At 72.6% G+C, this 15,622-nt stretch carries 12 protein-coding genes; 5 read left to right on the forward strand and 7 right to left on the reverse strand.

Annotated elements, in window-relative coordinates:
- Window positions 1–100: 100 nt before the first annotated feature.
- Both ABD323_RS33530 and metK read right to left on the reverse strand, forming a co-directional pair.
- Window positions 101–1,048 carry a carbohydrate kinase family protein gene (locus tag ABD323_RS33530; protein ID WP_344445839.1) on the reverse strand — a complete coding sequence of 316 codons (948 nt, stop codon included), beginning with the start codon at window positions 1,046–1,048 and terminating at the stop codon, window positions 101–103.
- A 158-nt stretch (window positions 1,049–1,206) separates the two neighbouring features.
- Complete coding sequence (gene metK, locus ABD323_RS33535) at window positions 1,207–2,415, reverse strand: methionine adenosyltransferase (RefSeq protein WP_344445840.1); 1,209 nt, start codon at window positions 2,413–2,415, stop codon at window positions 1,207–1,209.
- Window positions 2,416–2,675: 260 nt separating this feature from the next.
- On the opposite strand from metK, the gene ABD323_RS33540 reads away from it, so the two are divergent.
- The gene (locus ABD323_RS33540) at window positions 2,676–3,911 is read left to right on the forward strand and encodes an FAD-dependent oxidoreductase (RefSeq protein ID WP_344445841.1); all 1,236 of its coding nucleotides are present in this window, start codon (window positions 2,676–2,678) and stop codon (window positions 3,909–3,911) included.
- Between the two features lie 78 nt (window positions 3,912–3,989).
- Here ABD323_RS33540 and ABD323_RS33545 read toward each other — a convergent pair whose 3' ends face one another.
- The 3 genes from ABD323_RS33545 to ABD323_RS33555 form a co-directional block, all read right to left on the reverse strand.
- Window positions 3,990–4,742: an SDR family NAD(P)-dependent oxidoreductase gene (locus tag ABD323_RS33545; RefSeq protein ID WP_344445842.1), complete on the reverse strand. Its 753-nt coding sequence runs from the start codon at window positions 4,740–4,742 to the stop codon at window positions 3,990–3,992.
- Between the two features lie 109 nt (window positions 4,743–4,851).
- Window positions 4,852–6,204: an FAD-dependent oxidoreductase gene (locus tag ABD323_RS33550; RefSeq protein WP_344445843.1), complete on the reverse strand. Its 1,353-nt coding sequence runs from the start codon at window positions 6,202–6,204 to the stop codon at window positions 4,852–4,854.
- Between the two features lie 61 nt (window positions 6,205–6,265).
- Window positions 6,266–7,576: a SidA/IucD/PvdA family monooxygenase gene (locus ABD323_RS33555; protein WP_344445844.1), complete on the reverse strand. Its 1,311-nt coding sequence runs from the start codon at window positions 7,574–7,576 to the stop codon at window positions 6,266–6,268.
- A 386-nt stretch (window positions 7,577–7,962) separates the two neighbouring features.
- Here ABD323_RS33555 and ABD323_RS33560 point away from each other — a divergent pair, with 386 nt between their 5' ends.
- Window positions 7,963–8,484, forward strand: coding sequence for a flavin reductase family protein (locus ABD323_RS33560; protein ID WP_344445845.1), 522 nt, complete (start codon window positions 7,963–7,965; stop codon window positions 8,482–8,484).
- Between the two features lie 139 nt (window positions 8,485–8,623).
- Here ABD323_RS33560 and ABD323_RS33565 read toward each other — a convergent pair whose 3' ends face one another.
- Window positions 8,624–9,388: an SDR family NAD(P)-dependent oxidoreductase gene (locus tag ABD323_RS33565; protein ID WP_344445846.1), complete on the reverse strand. Its 765-nt coding sequence runs from the start codon at window positions 9,386–9,388 to the stop codon at window positions 8,624–8,626.
- A gap of 99 nt (window positions 9,389–9,487) precedes the next feature.
- Window positions 9,488–10,681, reverse strand: a complete 1,194-nt coding sequence (locus ABD323_RS33570) for a cytochrome P450 (protein ID WP_344445847.1) — start codon at window positions 10,679–10,681, stop codon at window positions 9,488–9,490.
- 230 nt (window positions 10,682–10,911) lie between these two features.
- On the opposite strand from ABD323_RS33570, the gene ABD323_RS33575 reads away from it, so the two are divergent.
- The 3 genes from ABD323_RS33575 to ABD323_RS33585 all read left to right on the forward strand — a co-directional run bounded on the left by ABD323_RS33575 (window position 10,912) and on the right by ABD323_RS33585 (window position 15,485).
- Window positions 10,912–11,643, forward strand: a complete 732-nt coding sequence (locus tag ABD323_RS33575) for a TenA family protein (RefSeq protein ID WP_344445848.1) — start codon at window positions 10,912–10,914, stop codon at window positions 11,641–11,643.
- 184 nt (window positions 11,644–11,827) lie between these two features.
- Window positions 11,828–13,687: an asparagine synthase (glutamine-hydrolyzing) gene (gene asnB, locus ABD323_RS33580; protein ID WP_344445849.1), complete on the forward strand. Its 1,860-nt coding sequence runs from the start codon at window positions 11,828–11,830 to the stop codon at window positions 13,685–13,687.
- Between the two features lie 103 nt (window positions 13,688–13,790).
- Complete coding sequence (locus ABD323_RS33585; protein WP_344445850.1) at window positions 13,791–15,485, forward strand: MFS transporter; 1,695 nt, start codon at window positions 13,791–13,793, stop codon at window positions 15,483–15,485.
- The last annotated feature ends 137 nt before the right edge of the window (window positions 15,486–15,622 follow it).

Raw genomic sequence — 15,622 nt, forward strand, 5'->3', positions numbered from 1 at the left:
TTCTGCGCCTGCAGCATGGTGCCCATCGCCCCGTCGGCGACCACCACCCGCGTCGTCAGGGCCTCGCGCAGGGCGGTGGCACGGGCCTGGTCGGGCCCGGTCACCTGGCACCCACCGGTGTCTCGCCGATGGAGGCGAGCAGCTCCTCGGCGGTGGCGCTGTACTCCTGGGTGCCGACCGTCTCCAGCACCCTGGTGGCCAGCGCGCAGCCCAGCCGGGCCGCGCGCGGCAGCTCCCAGCCCAGGCTGAGCCCGGCCAGGAAGCCGGCCCGGAAGCCGTCGCCCACGCCGGTCGGGTCCTGCCCGCGGCCGGTCGGCACGGCCGGGACGGTGATCGGCTCGGTGCCGGCACCGGCGATCACCACACCGTCCGCGCCGTGCGTGGTGATCCAGGTGCCCACCCGGGCGAGGATCTCCTCCTGGCTCCAGCCGGAGAGCTGCAGCAGCAGCGCCGACTCGTAGGCGTTGGTGAAGAGGTACGTGGCGCCCTCCACCAGCTGACGGGCCTCCTCACGGCCGAGCCGGGCCAGTTGCTGGGAGGGGTCGGCGGCGAACGGCAGGCCCAGCGCGCGGCACTCCTCGGTGTGGCGCACCATCGCGGCCGGGTCGTTGGGCGCGATCACCACCAGGTCGAGCCCGCCGGCCCGCTCGGCGATCGGGGCCAGCTCCAGCTCGCGCGCCTCGGACATCGCCCCGGCGTAGAAGGTGGCGATCTGGTTCTGGTCCACGTCGGTGGTGCAGACGAACCGGGCGGTGTGCCGGGTCCGGCTGACCAGCACCGAGCCGGTGTCCACCCCGGCCTCCTCCAGCCAGGCCCGGTACTCGCTGAAGTCCGCGCCCACCGCGCCGACCAGGATCGGGGCGAGCCCGAACCGGCCCAGGCCGAAGGCGATGTTGGCGGCGACCCCACCGCGGCGGACCACCAGGTCGTCGGCGAGGAAGGAGAGCGAGACCTTGTCGAGCTGGCCCTCGATCAACTGGTCGGCGAACCGGCCGGGGTAGACCATCAGATGGTCGGTGGCAATCGAACCGGTGACGGCGATGCGCACAGCGGTGCCTCCTTGGGCAACAGATCGCTACGAGGGGGTTGGCCGGCGCCGGCCGCCACCGGCGGGAGCGCGATGGACGTCGGGACCGTGCGGTGCGGGCCCCGGCGGACCGGGGCCTGGGCGGGCGGGGACCGGCCGGGGGGCCGGCCGGTCCGGGATCAGCCCAGCGCGACGGCGCGGAGCTTCTCCACCCGGTCGGTCCGCTCCCAGGTGAAGTCCGTCAGCTCACGGCCGAAGTGACCGTAGGCCGAGCTCTGGGCGTAGATGGGCCGCAGCAGGTCCAGGTCGCGGATGATGGCGGCCGGGCGCAGGTCGAAGACCGCGCTGACGGCCTGCTGGATCTTCTCCACCGCGACGGTGCCGGTGCCGAAGGTCTCCACGAACAGGCCCACCGGCTCGGCCTTGCCGATCGCGTACGCGACCTGCACCTCGCAGCGCCGGGCCAGGCCCGCCGCCACCACGTTCTTGGCGACCCAGCGCATCGCGTAGGCGGCCGAACGGTCCACCTTGGACGGGTCCTTGCCGGAGAAGGCGCCGCCGCCGTGGCGGGCCATGCCGCCGTAGGTGTCCACGATGATCTTGCGGCCGGTCAGACCGGCGTCGCCCATCGGGCCGCCGATCTCGAAGCGGCCGGTCGGGTTGACCAGCAGGCGGTAGCCCTCGATGTCCAGCTCGATGCCGGCGCCGGCCAGCGCGGCGAGCACCGGCTCGACCACGAACTCCTGGACGTCGGGGGCGAGCAGCGAGTCGAGGTCGATGTCGCTGGCGTGCTGCGAGGAGACCACCACGGTGTCCAGGCGCACGGCCTTGTCGCCGTCGTACTCGATGGTGACCTGGGTCTTGCCGTCGGGGCGCAGGTAGGGGATGGTCCCCTCCTTGCGCACCTGGGTGAGCCGCTGGGCGAGCCGGTGCGCCAGCCAGATCGGCAGCGGCATCAACTCGGGGGTGTCGTCGCAGGCGTAGCCGAACATCAGGCCCTGGTCGCCGGCGCCCTGGCGGCCGAGGTCGTCCTCCTCGCCCTCGACCCGGCTCTCGTACGCGGTGTCGACGCCCTGGGCGATGTCCGGGGACTGCGAGCCGATCGAGATCGACACCCCGCAGGACTCGCCGTCGAAGCCCTTGGCCGAGGAGTCGTAGCCGATGTCCAGCACGGTCCGGCGCACCAGCGAGGCGATGTCGGCGTAGGCGCTGGTGGTGACCTCGCCGGCGATGTGCACCTGGCCGGTGGTGATCAGCGTCTCCACCGCGACCCGGGACGTGGGGTCCTGCGTGAGCAGGGCGTCCAGGATGGTGTCGCTGATCCGGTCGGCGATCTTGTCGGGATGGCCCTCGGTGACGGACTCCGAGGTGAACAGACGACGGGACACGGTTCCTCCGGATGGTCGGCTTCGGCGGGCGGCAGGCGTCAGCGGGCCATCGGCCGCCCCCCTGCACCCTGCAGACCCTGCACAGGGTGGGTGGCCCCTCTTCAAGGCTGCTCAAGGCCGGGTCGAAGAGGTGGCCCGGGCCCGCCGGCCGCCGGCGCCCGCCCGCGCTCCAGCGGGACCCGAGCGGCGCACCGCACCGTGCCCGGGTCAGCGCGCACACGAGCGGGCAGCAGAGCGGACGGACGAGAGGAGAACGGGCGATGACTGAGCCGACGACTGGGCCGACCAGCCGATCACCGTTGCGGATCCTGGTCATTGGCGGCGGCATCGGCGGCCTCTGCCTGGCCCAGGGCCTGCGGCAGGCCGGAGTCGCGGTCACCGTGTACGAACGCGACGCCTCCGCCGAGGGGCGGCGCCAGGGGTACCGGCTGCGGATCAGCCCCGAGGGCGAGGCCGGGCTGCGGGCCTGCCTGCCGCAGCCGTTGCAGGAGCTGCTGGCGGCCACCTCCAACGTCCGCGACGACGCCGGCCTGCTGGCCTACGACGAGAACCTGGTCGAGCAGTGGGCGCCGCGCTTCGAGGACCCGCGGGCGGACCGGGAGGACAAGATCGACGCGGTCGACCGGGTGACGCTGCGCCGGATCCTGCTGGCGGGCCTGGAGGACGTGGTCGTCTTCGGCAAGAACTTCGAGCGCCTGGAGCGCACCGAACGCGGCACCGTCGTCGCCCACTTCGAGGACGGCAGCTCGGCCGAGGGCGACCTGCTGATCGCCGCCGACGGGACCAACTCCAAGGTGCGCGAGCAGCTGCGGCCCACCGACCAGCCCACCGACCTGGGGATCCGGACGATCTTCTCGCGGATCCCGCGCGACGCCGCGGTCGCCGCGGGCCTGCCCGAGGCGCTGCACGACCGCTTCAGCTACGTGATCGGCTCGGACGGCCACCACCTGGGCCTGATGCCGATGACCTTCCGCACCCGGCCCTCCGAGGCCGCCGCCCGCTGGTGGCCCGGCGCCAACCTGGTCGACAGCGACGACTACTACATGTCGGTCTTCAACGTGCACCTGGCCGACCTGGGCCTGGACGACGCGGCCTTCTTCGCGCTCAGCGGCGAGGAGCTCTGCCGCCTGGTGGTGGACCGCACCGCGGCCTGGCACCCCGACCTGCGCGGCATCTTCACCCACGCGCTGCCCGAGACCACCTTCGCGGTCGCGCTGCGCGCCACCCAGCCGGTCGAGGCGTGGGAGGCCGGCCCGGTGGTCCCGTTGGGCGACGCGGTGCACAGCATGCCGCCCTCGGGGGGCGTGGGCGCCAACACGGCGGTGCGTGACGCCGAGGCGCTGACCCGGCTGCTGACGGCCGTGGTGCGCGGCGAGCTGGAGCTGGCCGAGGCGCTGGCGGAGTACCAGAAGGCGATGGTGGAGTACGCCACCGAGGGCGTGGAGATGTCGCTGAAGATCGCCCAGTGGTCGATCAAGAAGGTCGCCACCTCCTGACGGTGGTGCGCGGCGCACGGCAACGGCAGCGGGGCCGGCCACTGGGTGGCCGGCCCCGCTGCTCGCGTCCGCGCTCGGTCAGCGCCCGCCGGCGGTGCGCACGATCTCGCCGTTGACGTTGCCGTTGGCCTCCGAGCAGAGGAAGACGATGACCCGCGCCACGTCGTCCGCGGTGGCCAGCTTGCCGCTGGGCGCCTCCTCGGCGGCCTTCTCGATGATCGCCGGGTCGACGTTCTGCAGGCTCTCGGTGAGCGTGCCGCCGGGCGAGACCACGTTGGCCAGGATGCCGTCGCGGGTCCAGGCCAGGCCGCGGGCGAAGCCGTGCAGGGCGGCCTTGGCCGCGCTGTAGATCTCCGAGCCGGGCGAGCCGTGGTCGGCGGTGACCGAGGAGAGCAGCACGACCCGGCCCCAGCCGCGCTCGCGCATGCCGCCGAGCGCGTGGCGCACGGTGAGCATGTGGCCCTCGACGTTGTCCCGCAGCTGCGGGAACCACTCGTCGGTGGGCAGGTTCTCGAACCGCGGCAGCTGGTCCGGGTCCACCCAGGAGAAGGACTGCGCGTTGGCCACCACGATGTCGATGCCGCCCCAGGCGGCCTCCACCGCGCGCACCGCCGCCTCGATCGAGGCGGGGTCGCCCAGCGCGCACTGCTCGGCGCGGGCGCGCTCGGGGCCGCCCAGCTCCTTGACCACGTTCTCGGCCGCGTCCGCGTCCGAGTGGTAGGTGATCGCGACCCGCGCGCCCTCGGCCGCGAAGATCCTGGCGGTGGCGCGGCCGATGCCGCGCGTCGCGCCGGTGATGAGGACTCGCTTGTCCCGCAGTCCCAGATCCACTCCGTTGTCCCTTTCCGTGGTGCACAAGTGCTTTGGTGCGTACGTTAATTGATGGTACGCCAGAGAATTCCGCCGGGGCCCGGCAAGCGGGCCCCGGCGGGATCGGAGGTCAGTACTCCTCGCGGTTGCCACCGCGGTCGAGGTAGAGGTCCTCGGCCATCTTCTGGCGCATCGACGGCACCCGGGAGGCGAGCCAGAAGTAGCCGCGCATCGAGGCCAGCACCAGCCGGCCGATGTAGGGCTTGTTGATCGGCTGGTCGCCCGAGGTCTGCTTCTTGGACTCCTTGACCGCCTCGGTGCCGTAGACCACCATCTTGGTCTCGTACTCCAGCACCGCGTCGATGAGCGTCATCTCGTCGTTGCGGAACTTGATCAGGTTGCGGCACAGCCGGGCCGCGTCGCGCAGCGCGGTGTTGGCGCCCACGCCCTGACCCGGGGTCATGGTGTGGATCGCGTCGCCGATCAGGGTGATGTTGGTGGGGGTCCACTGGTCGATCGGCACCGAGGTGCGGATGTTGACCGCGAAGCAGGTGCTGGGGTCGCCCAGCGTGAAGAGCTTGCGCAGGTCCGGGTGCCAGTTGCGGGTCATGTCGAGGGTGAGCTTGATCAGGTCCTCGGGGCTCTTCTTCATGATGTCCGCGGGGAACTTGTCGGTCGAGGCCCAGAAGCCCCAGTTGATGTAGTCCCGGGTGTTGTCGAAGAGCAGGCCCGGCCACTGCGAGATCAGCGCCGCGTCGTTGCCGCCGATGCTGTTCTTGACGTTGCCGTCCGGGTCCCAGCCGAACTCCATCGAGTGCAGGATGCAGCTGTAGCCCTTGGGCGCCACCACCAGGCCGATGCCCTTGAAGACCTTCTCCGGGAGCAGCTTCTTGGTCGCCTCGGTCATCGGCACCTTGGCGGTGATCGAGATGATGTTGGCGTCCTCGACCGTGGCGTGCGGCAGGTACTGCTGGCGCACCCGGGAGCTGGCGCCGTCGGCGGCCACCAGCAGGTCACCGGTGGCCTTGGTGCCGTCCTCGAAGTAGGCGGTGACCCGGCCGTCCGGCTCCTTCTCGTAGTGCGTGAAGGTCTTGTCGAAGTGGACGATGTCCTCGATGCCGGTGAGCAGCACCTGGCGCAGCGTCATCCGGCTGACCGACTTCTCGTTGTTGACCGGGTCCTCGTCCACCACCAGCTCGAGGGTGATGTTCGGCTTCAGGTTCTCCTTGAGGAAGCTGAAGTACTTCGGCGCCCGGGCGCAGGTGGCCAGGAAGGTGTCGAACAGGTCGTCCGGCAGCAGGTACTTCAGCGCCCGGCTGCCGTCGGGGTTGATCCCCACCCGGTAGCCGTGCAGCCCGCTGTTGCGGGTGCGGTCGCGCTCGTACACGGCGACGCTGATGCCCGCCCGCTGCAACCCGTGGGCCAGCGCCATGCCGCCGGTGCCGCCCCCGATGACGATGACGTGGAACGGTGAGTCGGTCATCTTGAAAATCTTCCCCTCATGAATGTCTTGAATCCGGGATCGGTCCACCGCCGACCGCGGGTCAGGCCCAGACGGTGCTCATCTGCTCGTCCCGGATGGCGAAGACCTGGCGGTCCAGCAGCGAGTTGAGGATCACCGCCGAGCGCACCGCGAGCAGGCTCAGGTTCGGGTCGGCCAGGCCGTGACCCACCCGGCTGCGGTTCTGCACGTACATCCGGTTGGTCTCGGAGTGCTTCCAGCGGATCGAGTAGTCCGAGTCGATCACCGGCTCGTGCGAGGTGTCGGTCTCCATCAGCTCCAGCAGCCCGGCGCCCAGCGGCAGCGGGGTGGCCCGCCGGCCGGTGGCCAGCACCACGAAGCGCGCGGCGTGCCGCTCGCGGCCGCCCCAGTCGCGCTCGCACCACAGCGCGATGGTGCCGTGCCGGTTGGCCGCCTCGACCACGCTGCGGCCCGGCAGCATCATCACCGGCGAGCGGCCCTCGCGCAGCGAGGCCTCGTAGTTGGCCTGGTAGAGCTGCTGCAGGGTGGCCATCGAGACGCCGTCGCTGGTGAGCGTCTGCTCGGCGGCGTAGCGCTCGCGCACGCCCTCCGGCAGGCCCTGGAAGAACCGCAGGTAGGTGGGGCGGTAGAAGTCGTTGGCGGAGGGCGAGTCGTCCATCGGGGCGAACCACGGGCGCCGGCCGATCCAGCGGATGTCGCGGTAGCCGCGCTGCAGCAGGTTGAGCACGCACTCGGCGCCGGTCTGGCCGCCGCCCACCACGATGACCTGCTCGTAGGGCTTGGCCGCGACCGTGGTCAGGTGGCCCTCCAGGTGCTCGGCCAGCACCACGCCCTCGATGTCGCGGTCCTCGAAGCAGGCCGGCACCTCGGGACGGGTGCCCAGGCCGAAGACCACGTGGTCGGCGGTGGCGACCGGGCCGGCCGTGCCGTGCAGCACGAAGCGCCCGCCCTGGAAGTCGACCTGCTCGACGGCCGTCCCGTAGCGCACGCAGCCCAGCTCGCCCGAGGCCCAGGCCAGGTAGCGGGCGTACTCCAGGCGCGGGATGGAGTCGTACTGGGCGTTCAGGAAGGCGTAGATGCGGCCGGTGGTGACCAGGTAGTTGAGGAAGGAGAGCCGGTTGCGCGGGTCGGCCAGCGAGACCAGGTCCTTGATCCAGGAGGTCTGCAGCTGGGTGCCGGCGCCGAGCAGCCCGGGGTGCCAGGCGGGGCCCTCGCGCTTCTCGAACAGGGCGATGCCCTCGGGCAGCTCGTCGGCGGCCAGGGCGGCCAGGCTCAGGTTCGCGGGTCCGGCTCCGAGGCCGGCCACCTGGTGGTGGGGAAGGGCCTGACCGTCCCCTTCGGGCGGTGGGGTCACGCCGAGTCGTTCTGGCATCCGAACGGCACCTCCTCGAAGTCGTCTGTCCGTCACCGCACCGGGCCGGCTGCCCGGCCACGCCCCGCTGGCAGGCTTGCAGCGGACCGTGGAGTGCGGCTCGAGCCGCACTTGAGCGGTTCCTGAGCGGCCCTCGAGCGCCGGACGGGCGGGCGGCGGGCCGCCGGCCCGAACGCGCGCACGGGCCGGTTCGGGATCGGAGGACCAGCCTGGCCCCGGGGTACGGAGCCCCGGTCGAACGCTGCTGGACCCACCAACATCGCGAGTTGAGCTGAGTGCGAGTCGTCTTGGAGCAGGGGCTAGCAGCCTCGTGCGGGCGGCGTGGCTGCGCTGCTGCCCGGCCGAGCCCGGGCCGAGGCCGCATCCGTCCACAGAAGGGCGAACAGGTGACCACCTCTTCCACCGGCGCGATCCCCGTAGCGGCCGCCGCCGACTTCCGCGCGCTGATGTCCGGCTTCCCCACCGGCGTCTCCGTCGTGGCCTCCTACGCCCCCGACGGCGAGCCGCGCGGGATGACCTGCTCGGCCGTCTGCAGCGTCACGCTGGAACCGCCGACCCTGCTGACCTGCCTGCGCACCGAGACCCGGACGCTGTCCGCGGTCCTGGACTCGCGCCGGTTCACGGTGAACCTGCTGCACGGGCGGGCCCGGGCCACCGCCGAGCTGTTCGGCTCCGGGGCGGCGGACCGCTTCGGCCAGGTGCGCTGGACCCGCGGCCCGAACGGCGGCGGACCGCAGCTGGTCGACGACGCGCACGCGATCGCGGACTGCCGGGTGAGCGCGGCGCACCAGGTCGGCTCGCACACCGTCGTCTACGGCGAGGTGGTGCGGATCGTCCTGCTGCCGGGGCGCGGCCCGCTGCTGTACGGCATGCGCGAGTACGCGGCCTGGCCCCTGCTGCACCTGTGACCGCACGCTGACCGCGGCCGGCCCGGCGCCGGCGGCGAGCAGCCGGACACCGACGGGGCCGCGAAACGGCGAACCGCCCCGGAACTCGACCGAGTTCCGGGGCGGTGGCGTGCTCGCTCCTGACGGGCCTGACGTTCCGTCAGACCGACTTGAGCATACCCGCGTCGATCAGCCAGTCCGCACCGGTGGCGTTCGGCAGCCGGTCCGAGGCCAGCAGCAGCACGATGTCGGCGACCTCCTCGGGCTTGATGATCTCGCCGGTGGTCAGGCTCATCCACTTCGGCACCGCGGCGACCAGGTCCTCGACCGACATGCCCATCCGCTGGGCGCGCTGGGGGCTGTTCCAGGTGTCGGTGAGCACCGGGCCGGGCGAGACGGTGTTGACCCGCACGCCCTTGGGGCCGAACTCCTCGGAGAGCGCCTTGGTGAGGTTGGTCAGCGCGGCCTTGGCGGCGCCGTACTCGGCGAGCCGCGGCGCGGCGAGCCGGCCGTTGACCGAGCCGATGTTGACGATCGAGCCGCGGTTCTCCAGCAGGCTGGGCAGCGCCGCGCGGATGGTGCGCACCGCGCTGAAGAAGTTCAGCTCGAAGCCCTTGGCCCAGCCCTCGTCGTCCAGGTCGAGGAAGCCCTGGGCGGAGACCGTGCGGCCGCCCACGTTGTTCACCAGGATGTCCACGCCGCCGAGCTTCTCGACGGCGTGGGCCACCAGCGCGGCCGGGCCCTCGGGGGTGACCAGGTCGACGGCCAGGGTGTGCGCGGTGGCCTCGCTCAGCTCGGCACCGATGGTGCGCGCGCCGCCGACCACCTCGACGCCCTCGGCGACCAGCGCCTTGACGATGGCCAGCCCGATGCCCCGGCTGGCACCGGTGACCACGGCCCGCTTGCCCTTCAACTGCAGATCCATGACGACTCCTCATTCGGCGGTACGACGGACGGTGACGTGCGGCGGTGACAGGTGGTGGTGACCCGCGGCGGTGACGGGCGGCGGGTCACCGGGCGGCGGTCACCAGGTGACGGGCAGCGTGTGCGGACCGCGGACCAGGCCGCCCTCGCACCAGGTGATCTCCTCGGCCGGCACCGCCAGGCTCAGGGTCGGCAGCCGGCGCAGCAGCGCGCCCATCGCCACCTGGAGCTCCAGGCGGGCCAGCGCCGAGCCCAGGCAGCGGTGCAGGCCGTAGCCGAAGCCCAGGTGCTGGTTGGCGGGGCGGTCGAAGTCGACCTCGGCGGCGTTGGCGAAGACGCTCTCGTCGCGGTTGGCGGCGGTCATCACCGGCAGCACGTACTCGCCGGCGCGCACCAGCGTGCCGCCCAGCTCGACGTCCTCGACGGCGCGCCGCGGCGAGCCGGTGCTGACGCCCAGCGGCGTGTAGCGCAGCATCTCCTCGATCGCCGCCGGGAGCACCTCGGGGTCCTCCAGCAGCCGGCGGTGGTGGTCGGGGTGGGTCAGCAGGAAGTACGTGAAGTTGGCCAGCTGGTCGGCCAGCACCTCGTGGCCGGCGATCAGGATGGTGACCGCGATGCCGACCAGCTCCTCGTCCGCCAGCTCGCCCTCGGCGACCAGCGAGCCGAGCAGGTCGGCGGACGGCTCACGGTGCCGGGTCTGCACCAACTCGACCAGGTAGGACCGCAGTTCCTGGCCGGCGGCGCCGATCTGCTCGACCGTCAGCTGGTGCAGCTTGGCGGCCAGGAAGGACTCGGCCAGCTCCCGGAAGCGGGCCCGGTCGGGCTCCGGCACGCCCAGCAGCTCGCAGATCATCAGGATCGGCACCGGCAGCGCGAAGAGCTCCATCAGGTCGGCCGGGCCGCCGTGCTTCTCCAGGGTGTCCAGCAGGCCGCCGATGATCTCCTCGGCCCGCGGGCGCAGCCGCTCCACCCCGCGGACCGTGAAGGCCGCGTTGAGCAGCCGGCGCAGCCGGTCGTGCTCCAGGCCGTCCGAGGAGATCAGCAGGTTGGCGCGCTGGACCAGCGGCAGCAGCCGCGGCTCGTCGGGGCCCACCGACTGGGCGCGGCTGAAACGGCGGTCGGAGAGCAGCGACTTGACGTCCTGGTGGCGCACAGCCAGGTAGGCGGGGCCGCCGAAGGGCAGCTTGACCGGGCACATGCCCGGCTCGGCGCGCAGCCGCTGCAGCTCCGGCTCCACGTCCAGGCCGAGCGGGTCGCCGAACGGGAAGGCCGGCGGTTCGGGAGCAGTGCTCATCCCATTCTCCTTGGGTGGCCCCCGGCGTCAGCGAGGGGAGACAGAGGCATCCGTGGGCGCGGGGGTGCGGAGCGCGAATCGCCGCCGGGCCGATGCTGCCGCCGAAATCTGGACTGCGACTCGAACGCCGCTGGGGCCGGGTGCCCGGGCCGCCCGGTCGCCGGCTCCCCGCGGCGGTGGGCGAGCTGGGCCCGAGCCTGCCTCGAGGCCGGCGCCACAGGCTCGGGGCCATGGTGACTTCGATCGCGGCTGCCCGGGGCGGCCCCGCCCGGGCCGGCGCCGCCCTGCGCGCGGAGCTCGGCGAGCTGATGGCCGACGGCGCCCGCCGGCTCTGCGACCACCCCTACTACCAGGGCCTGCGGGACGGCACGCTGCCCGGCGCCGCCCTGCTGCACTTCACCCTGCAGGACTCCTGCCACCTGCTGCCCGGCTACGGCCGGGCGCAGGCCCGCTGCTCGGTGCTGGCCCGCGACGACCGGCAGGCCGCCGTGCTGAGCCGGATGGCCACCGGGGCGCTGGACGACTGCACCGCCCGGCTGGCCGGCCTGCACGCCACCGCCGAGCGGCTGGGCCTGGAGCTGCCGCTGCCGGCCGGCGAGGAGAAGCCGCCGATCGCCCCGACCACGCTGGGCTACGTGAGCTTCCTCGGCAACGCCACCGCCGGCTCGCTGGGCGCGGCGATCGGCGCGGTGCTGCCCTCGGCCTGGCTCTACATGCTGGTCACCGACGACCTGCTGGAGCGCCACGACCCCGGCGCCCGGTACGCGGCCGAGGTCGTCAAGGCGCACCCCGGCGAGTTCTACCGGGGCATGCTGGCGGACTTCCTGGACCTGGCCGAGCAGGTCGCCGACACCAGTTCGGCCGCCGAGCAGCGCGAGCTGGTCCGCAACGCCGGGCACGCCGTGCGCTACGAGTGGGCGTTCGTCGACGCGGCCTGGCGCCAGGAGGGCTGGCCGTTCTAGCCCGCTGCGGCCCCTGGAGGTCCGGCGCCGCTCGGCGGCACGTCCAGCCCTGCTCGAGCCTGCTTCCAGGGCACCCCGGCAGGCTGCAGCGCGTCCTTCAGGTCCAGATTTCCCGTTTCCCGGCCGCGGCCCATCCGCGTCGGCCGGAGCACCCCGAGACCGAGATGAACAAGGGAGTTTCCGCATGTGCGGTATGACTGGCTGGGTGGACTTCAGCTGCGACCTCTCGCAGGAACGGCTGATCCTCGACCGGATGACCGACGCCCTGGAGAAGCGGGGCCCCGACGCGCGGGGTGTGTGGCTCTCCAGCCACGCCCTGCTCGGCCACACCCGGAACTCCATCATCGACCTGGCCGGTGGCATCCAGCCGATGGTGGCCGAGGAGGACGGCCGCGAGCTGGCCGTCCTCTCCTACACCGGTGAGGTCTACAACTTCAAGCAGCTCCGCTCCGAGCTGGAGGCCCGCGGCCACCGCTTCCGCACCCGCAGCGACACCGAGGTGGTGCTGCGCAGCTACGTCGAGTGGGGCGCCGACTGCGCCGAGCACCTGGAGGGCATGTTCGCCTTCGCGGTGTGGAACCCGCTCACCGAGGAACTCCTGCTGGTCCGCGACCGGATGGGCATCAAGCCGGTCTTCTACAAGACCCTCCCCGGCGGCCTGATCTTCGGCTCCGAGCCGAAGGCGCTGTTCGCCAACCCGCTGGTCAAGCGGACAGTGGACGCCGACGGCCTGCGCGAGCTCTTCTCCACCGCCAAGACCCCCGGCCAGAGCGTCTTCAGCGAGCTGCGCGAGGTGCCGCCGGGCCACACCCTGACCCTCAGCCGCAAGGGCGCGGTGCTGCGCCGTTACTGGACGCTCGAGGCGCGCGACTACGGCCACGACCTGCCCACCACGATCAGCACCGTGCGCTCGATGATGGAGGAGATCGTCACCCGCGAGCTGGTCGCGGACGTGCCGCTGTGCACCGCGCTCTCCGGCGGCATCGACTCCAGCTCGATCACCGCGCTGGCCGCCATCGCCCGCAAGCAGGCCGGCGACGAGGCCGTGCGCACCATCACCGCCACCTTCGTCGGCTACAGCGAGAACTTCCGCCCCGACGACCAGCGCGACACCCCCGACGCCCCGTACGCGGCCGAACTCGCCCGCCACGTCGGCGCGGACCACACCGACATCGTGCTGGGCACCGCCGACCTGATCGACCCCGCGGCCCGCGAGGCGGCGATCATCGCCCAGGACATGCCGACCATGCTCGGCGACATGGACACCTCGCTCTACCTGATGCTGCGCGCCACCCGCGAGCACTCCACGGTCGCGCTCACCGGCGAGACCGCCGACGAGATCTTCGGCGGCTTCAAGTGGCTGCACGACGAGGAGCTCGTCGGGATCGACACCTTCCCGTGGATCGCGGCCGAGCAGCGCCAGGAGGGCAGCCGCAAGGGCCAGGGCCGCGGCCTGTTCGGCGGGGACTTCCTCGGCAAGCTGGACATGACCGGCTACTACGCCGCCAACTACGCCCAGGTCCGCGCCGACACCCCGCACCAGGCCGGCGAGAACGCCCGCGAGCACCGGATGCGCGAGCTCAGCTACGCCCACCTCTCGCGCTGGCTGCCGATGCTGCTGGACCGCGGCGACCGCCTGGCGATGGCCTCGGGCCTGGAGACCCGGGTGCCGTTCTGCGACCACCGGCTGGTCGAGTACGTCTACAACGCCCCGTGGGAGTACAAGATCTTCGACGGCCGGGAGAAGAGCCTGCTGCGGGCGGCCACCAAGGACCTGCTGCCCAAGTCGGTCCTGGAGCGCCCCAAGAGCCCCTACCCGGTGACCCAGGACCCGACCTACACCCAGGCCCTGCACCGCGAGTTCACCGCCGTGCTGAACGACCCGAACTCACCCGTGCTGCCGTTCCTGGACGTCGAGGCCGCCTGGCTGGCCGTCAAGGACCCCTCGGGCGTGGCCCACGAGTGGCACAGCCGCTCGAACATCGAGATGGCCCTGGGCTTCGACTTCTGGCTGCGCAAGTACGGTGTGCAGATCGAGCTCTGACCGTACGTCAGACTTGGGATCAGACATGCTTCGCCCGGGCTCGGCGGGCCCCTGACCGGTCCCCCGCCGAGCCCGCTCGGGGGCCCTGCCGAGAGGGCTCCGTATGAGCACCACCCCCGGGGCGGTGGAGAGGGTCGCGAAGAACGCCTGGCCGGCGCTCCTCGTCGTCCTCTTCGCCGCCTTCATGGACATGCTCGACCTGTCCATCGCCGCGGTCGCCACCCCCGCGATCCAGCGCGACCTGCACGCCGGCTACACCGCCGGGCAGTGGCTGGTCGCCGCCTACGCGCTCGCCTTCGCCGTCATGCTGATCCCCGGCGGGCGCCTGGGCGACATCTACGGCCGCCGCCGGGTCTTCCTGATCGGCGTGGCCGGCTTCACCCTCGCCTCGGCCGCCTGCGCGCTCGCGCCGTCGGCCGGCGCGCTGATCGCCGCCCGGTTCGTCCAGGGCGGCTTCGGCGCGTTGATGGTGCCCCAGGTGCTCGCCGTGCTGCAGGTGCTCTTCCCGCCCGCCAAGCGCGGCGCGGCCTTCGCCACCTACGGCACGGTGATGAACCTGGCCCAGCTGGCCGGCCCGATCGTCGGCGGCTACCTGGCCACCGACGACCTGCTCGGGCTGGGCTGGCGGGCGATCTTCCTGATCAACGTGCCGGTCGGGCTGCTGGTGATCGTCGGCACCCTGCTCCTGGTGCCCGAGTCCCGCTCCGACCAGCGGCTGCGGATCGACCTGGTGGGCGTCCTGCTGGTGGCCGTGCTGGCCGGGCTGCTGGTCTACCCGCTCCAGCAGGGCCGCTCGGCCGGTTGGCCGGCCTGGATGCTGCTCGGACTGTTCTGCACGCTGCCGCTGACCCTGCTGCTGGCCTGGCACCAGGGGCGCAGCGAACCGGAACGGGCGCTGGTCCCCGTCGCCCTGTTCCGGATGCGCTCGTTCAGCTCCGGCATGCTGCAACTCTTCCTGGTCTACGGCGCGTTGCTCGCGCAGCAGATGCCGGTGATCTGGGAGACCCAGATCGGGCTGGGCTGGTCGGCGCTGAAGACCGGCTGTGCGATGGTCGGTTGGGTGCTGGGCCTGTGCCTGCTCGGGGTGCCCGCGGTGACGCTGGCGCCGCGGATCGGGCGCGCCCTGCTGGCCACCGGCTGCGCGGTGGTGGCCGGCTCGACCCTGCTGCTGAGCGTGCTGGTCGGCCGCGACGGGCTGACCTTCTGGCAGCTCTTCGGCTGTCTGACGGCGATCGGCTGCGGGCTGGGCCTGATCGTGCCGATCCTGGTCAACCTGGTGCTGGGCGGGGTCCCGCGCCGCGACGCGGGCTCCGGTGCGGGGCTGGCCAACGCGACCATCTACCTGGCCTCGGCGGTCGGCATCGGGCTGATCGCGCTGGTCTTCTTCGCCCGCCTCGGCGGCACCGGGGCCGACCACGCACGCGCCCAGGAGCCCGCGCTGCGGGCCTCGTTGAGCGCGCGGGCGGTGCCCGGAGCCGACCAGGACGCGGCGGTGGCGGACCTGCGTCGCTGCGTGGTGGAGCGCACCCGGGCGCTGGACCCCTACGCGGTGCCGGCCGGCTGCCAGGACGGACCGGCCGCGGGCGAGGCGGCGGACGCGGTGCACGCCGCGCTGCGGGCGAGCTTCGCGGACGCCACCTCGCAGAGCCTGCGCTACCCGGTCGTGGCGTTCCTGCTGGTGCTGCTGCTCACCCCGCTGCTGCCGCGCCCCGGTGGCGGCGACGGCGCGGGCGAGGGCCTGGGCGACGGGGTCGCGCCGGACGGCCGGACGGACGAGCGGGAGCCGGTCGCGTACTGAGACCGATCCCGTGGTGGGACGGCACGGCTGTGGGCGGGTCCGGTGGTGTGCCGGGCCCGCCCACAGTGGTTGGTGGGGTGGTGGGGGTTACTTGGTGGTGGGGCCTTCTTCGGCGCCGCGGTAGGTGTAGAGGTCGT

The organism is Kitasatospora nipponensis (genome assembly GCF_039528135.1).
Lineage (GTDB): Bacteria > Actinomycetota > Actinomycetes > Streptomycetales > Streptomycetaceae > Kitasatospora > Kitasatospora nipponensis.

Bases quoted from the DNA above. Each gene is read 5' to 3' on its own strand.
- asnB (WP_344445849.1), top strand. From the start codon at position 11,828: ATGTGCGGTATGACTGGCTGGGTGGACTTCAGCTGCGACCTCTCGCAG.
- ABD323_RS33550 (WP_344445843.1), bottom strand. From the start codon at position 6,204: ATGACCGACTCACCGTTCCACGTCATCGTCATCGGGGGCGGCACCGGC.
- ABD323_RS33570 (WP_344445847.1), bottom strand. From the start codon at position 10,681: ATGAGCACTGCTCCCGAACCGCCGGCCTTCCCGTTCGGCGACCCGCTC.
- ABD323_RS33565 (WP_344445846.1), bottom strand. From the start codon at position 9,388: ATGGATCTGCAGTTGAAGGGCAAGCGGGCCGTGGTCACCGGTGCCAGC.
- ABD323_RS33555 (WP_344445844.1), bottom strand. From the start codon at position 7,576: ATGCCAGAACGACTCGGCGTGACCCCACCGCCCGAAGGGGACGGTCAG.
- ABD323_RS33575 (WP_344445848.1), top strand. From the start codon at position 10,912: ATGGTGACTTCGATCGCGGCTGCCCGGGGCGGCCCCGCCCGGGCCGGC.
- ABD323_RS33585 (WP_344445850.1), top strand. From the start codon at position 13,791: ATGAGCACCACCCCCGGGGCGGTGGAGAGGGTCGCGAAGAACGCCTGG.
- ABD323_RS33540 (WP_344445841.1), top strand. From the start codon at position 2,676: ATGACTGAGCCGACGACTGGGCCGACCAGCCGATCACCGTTGCGGATC.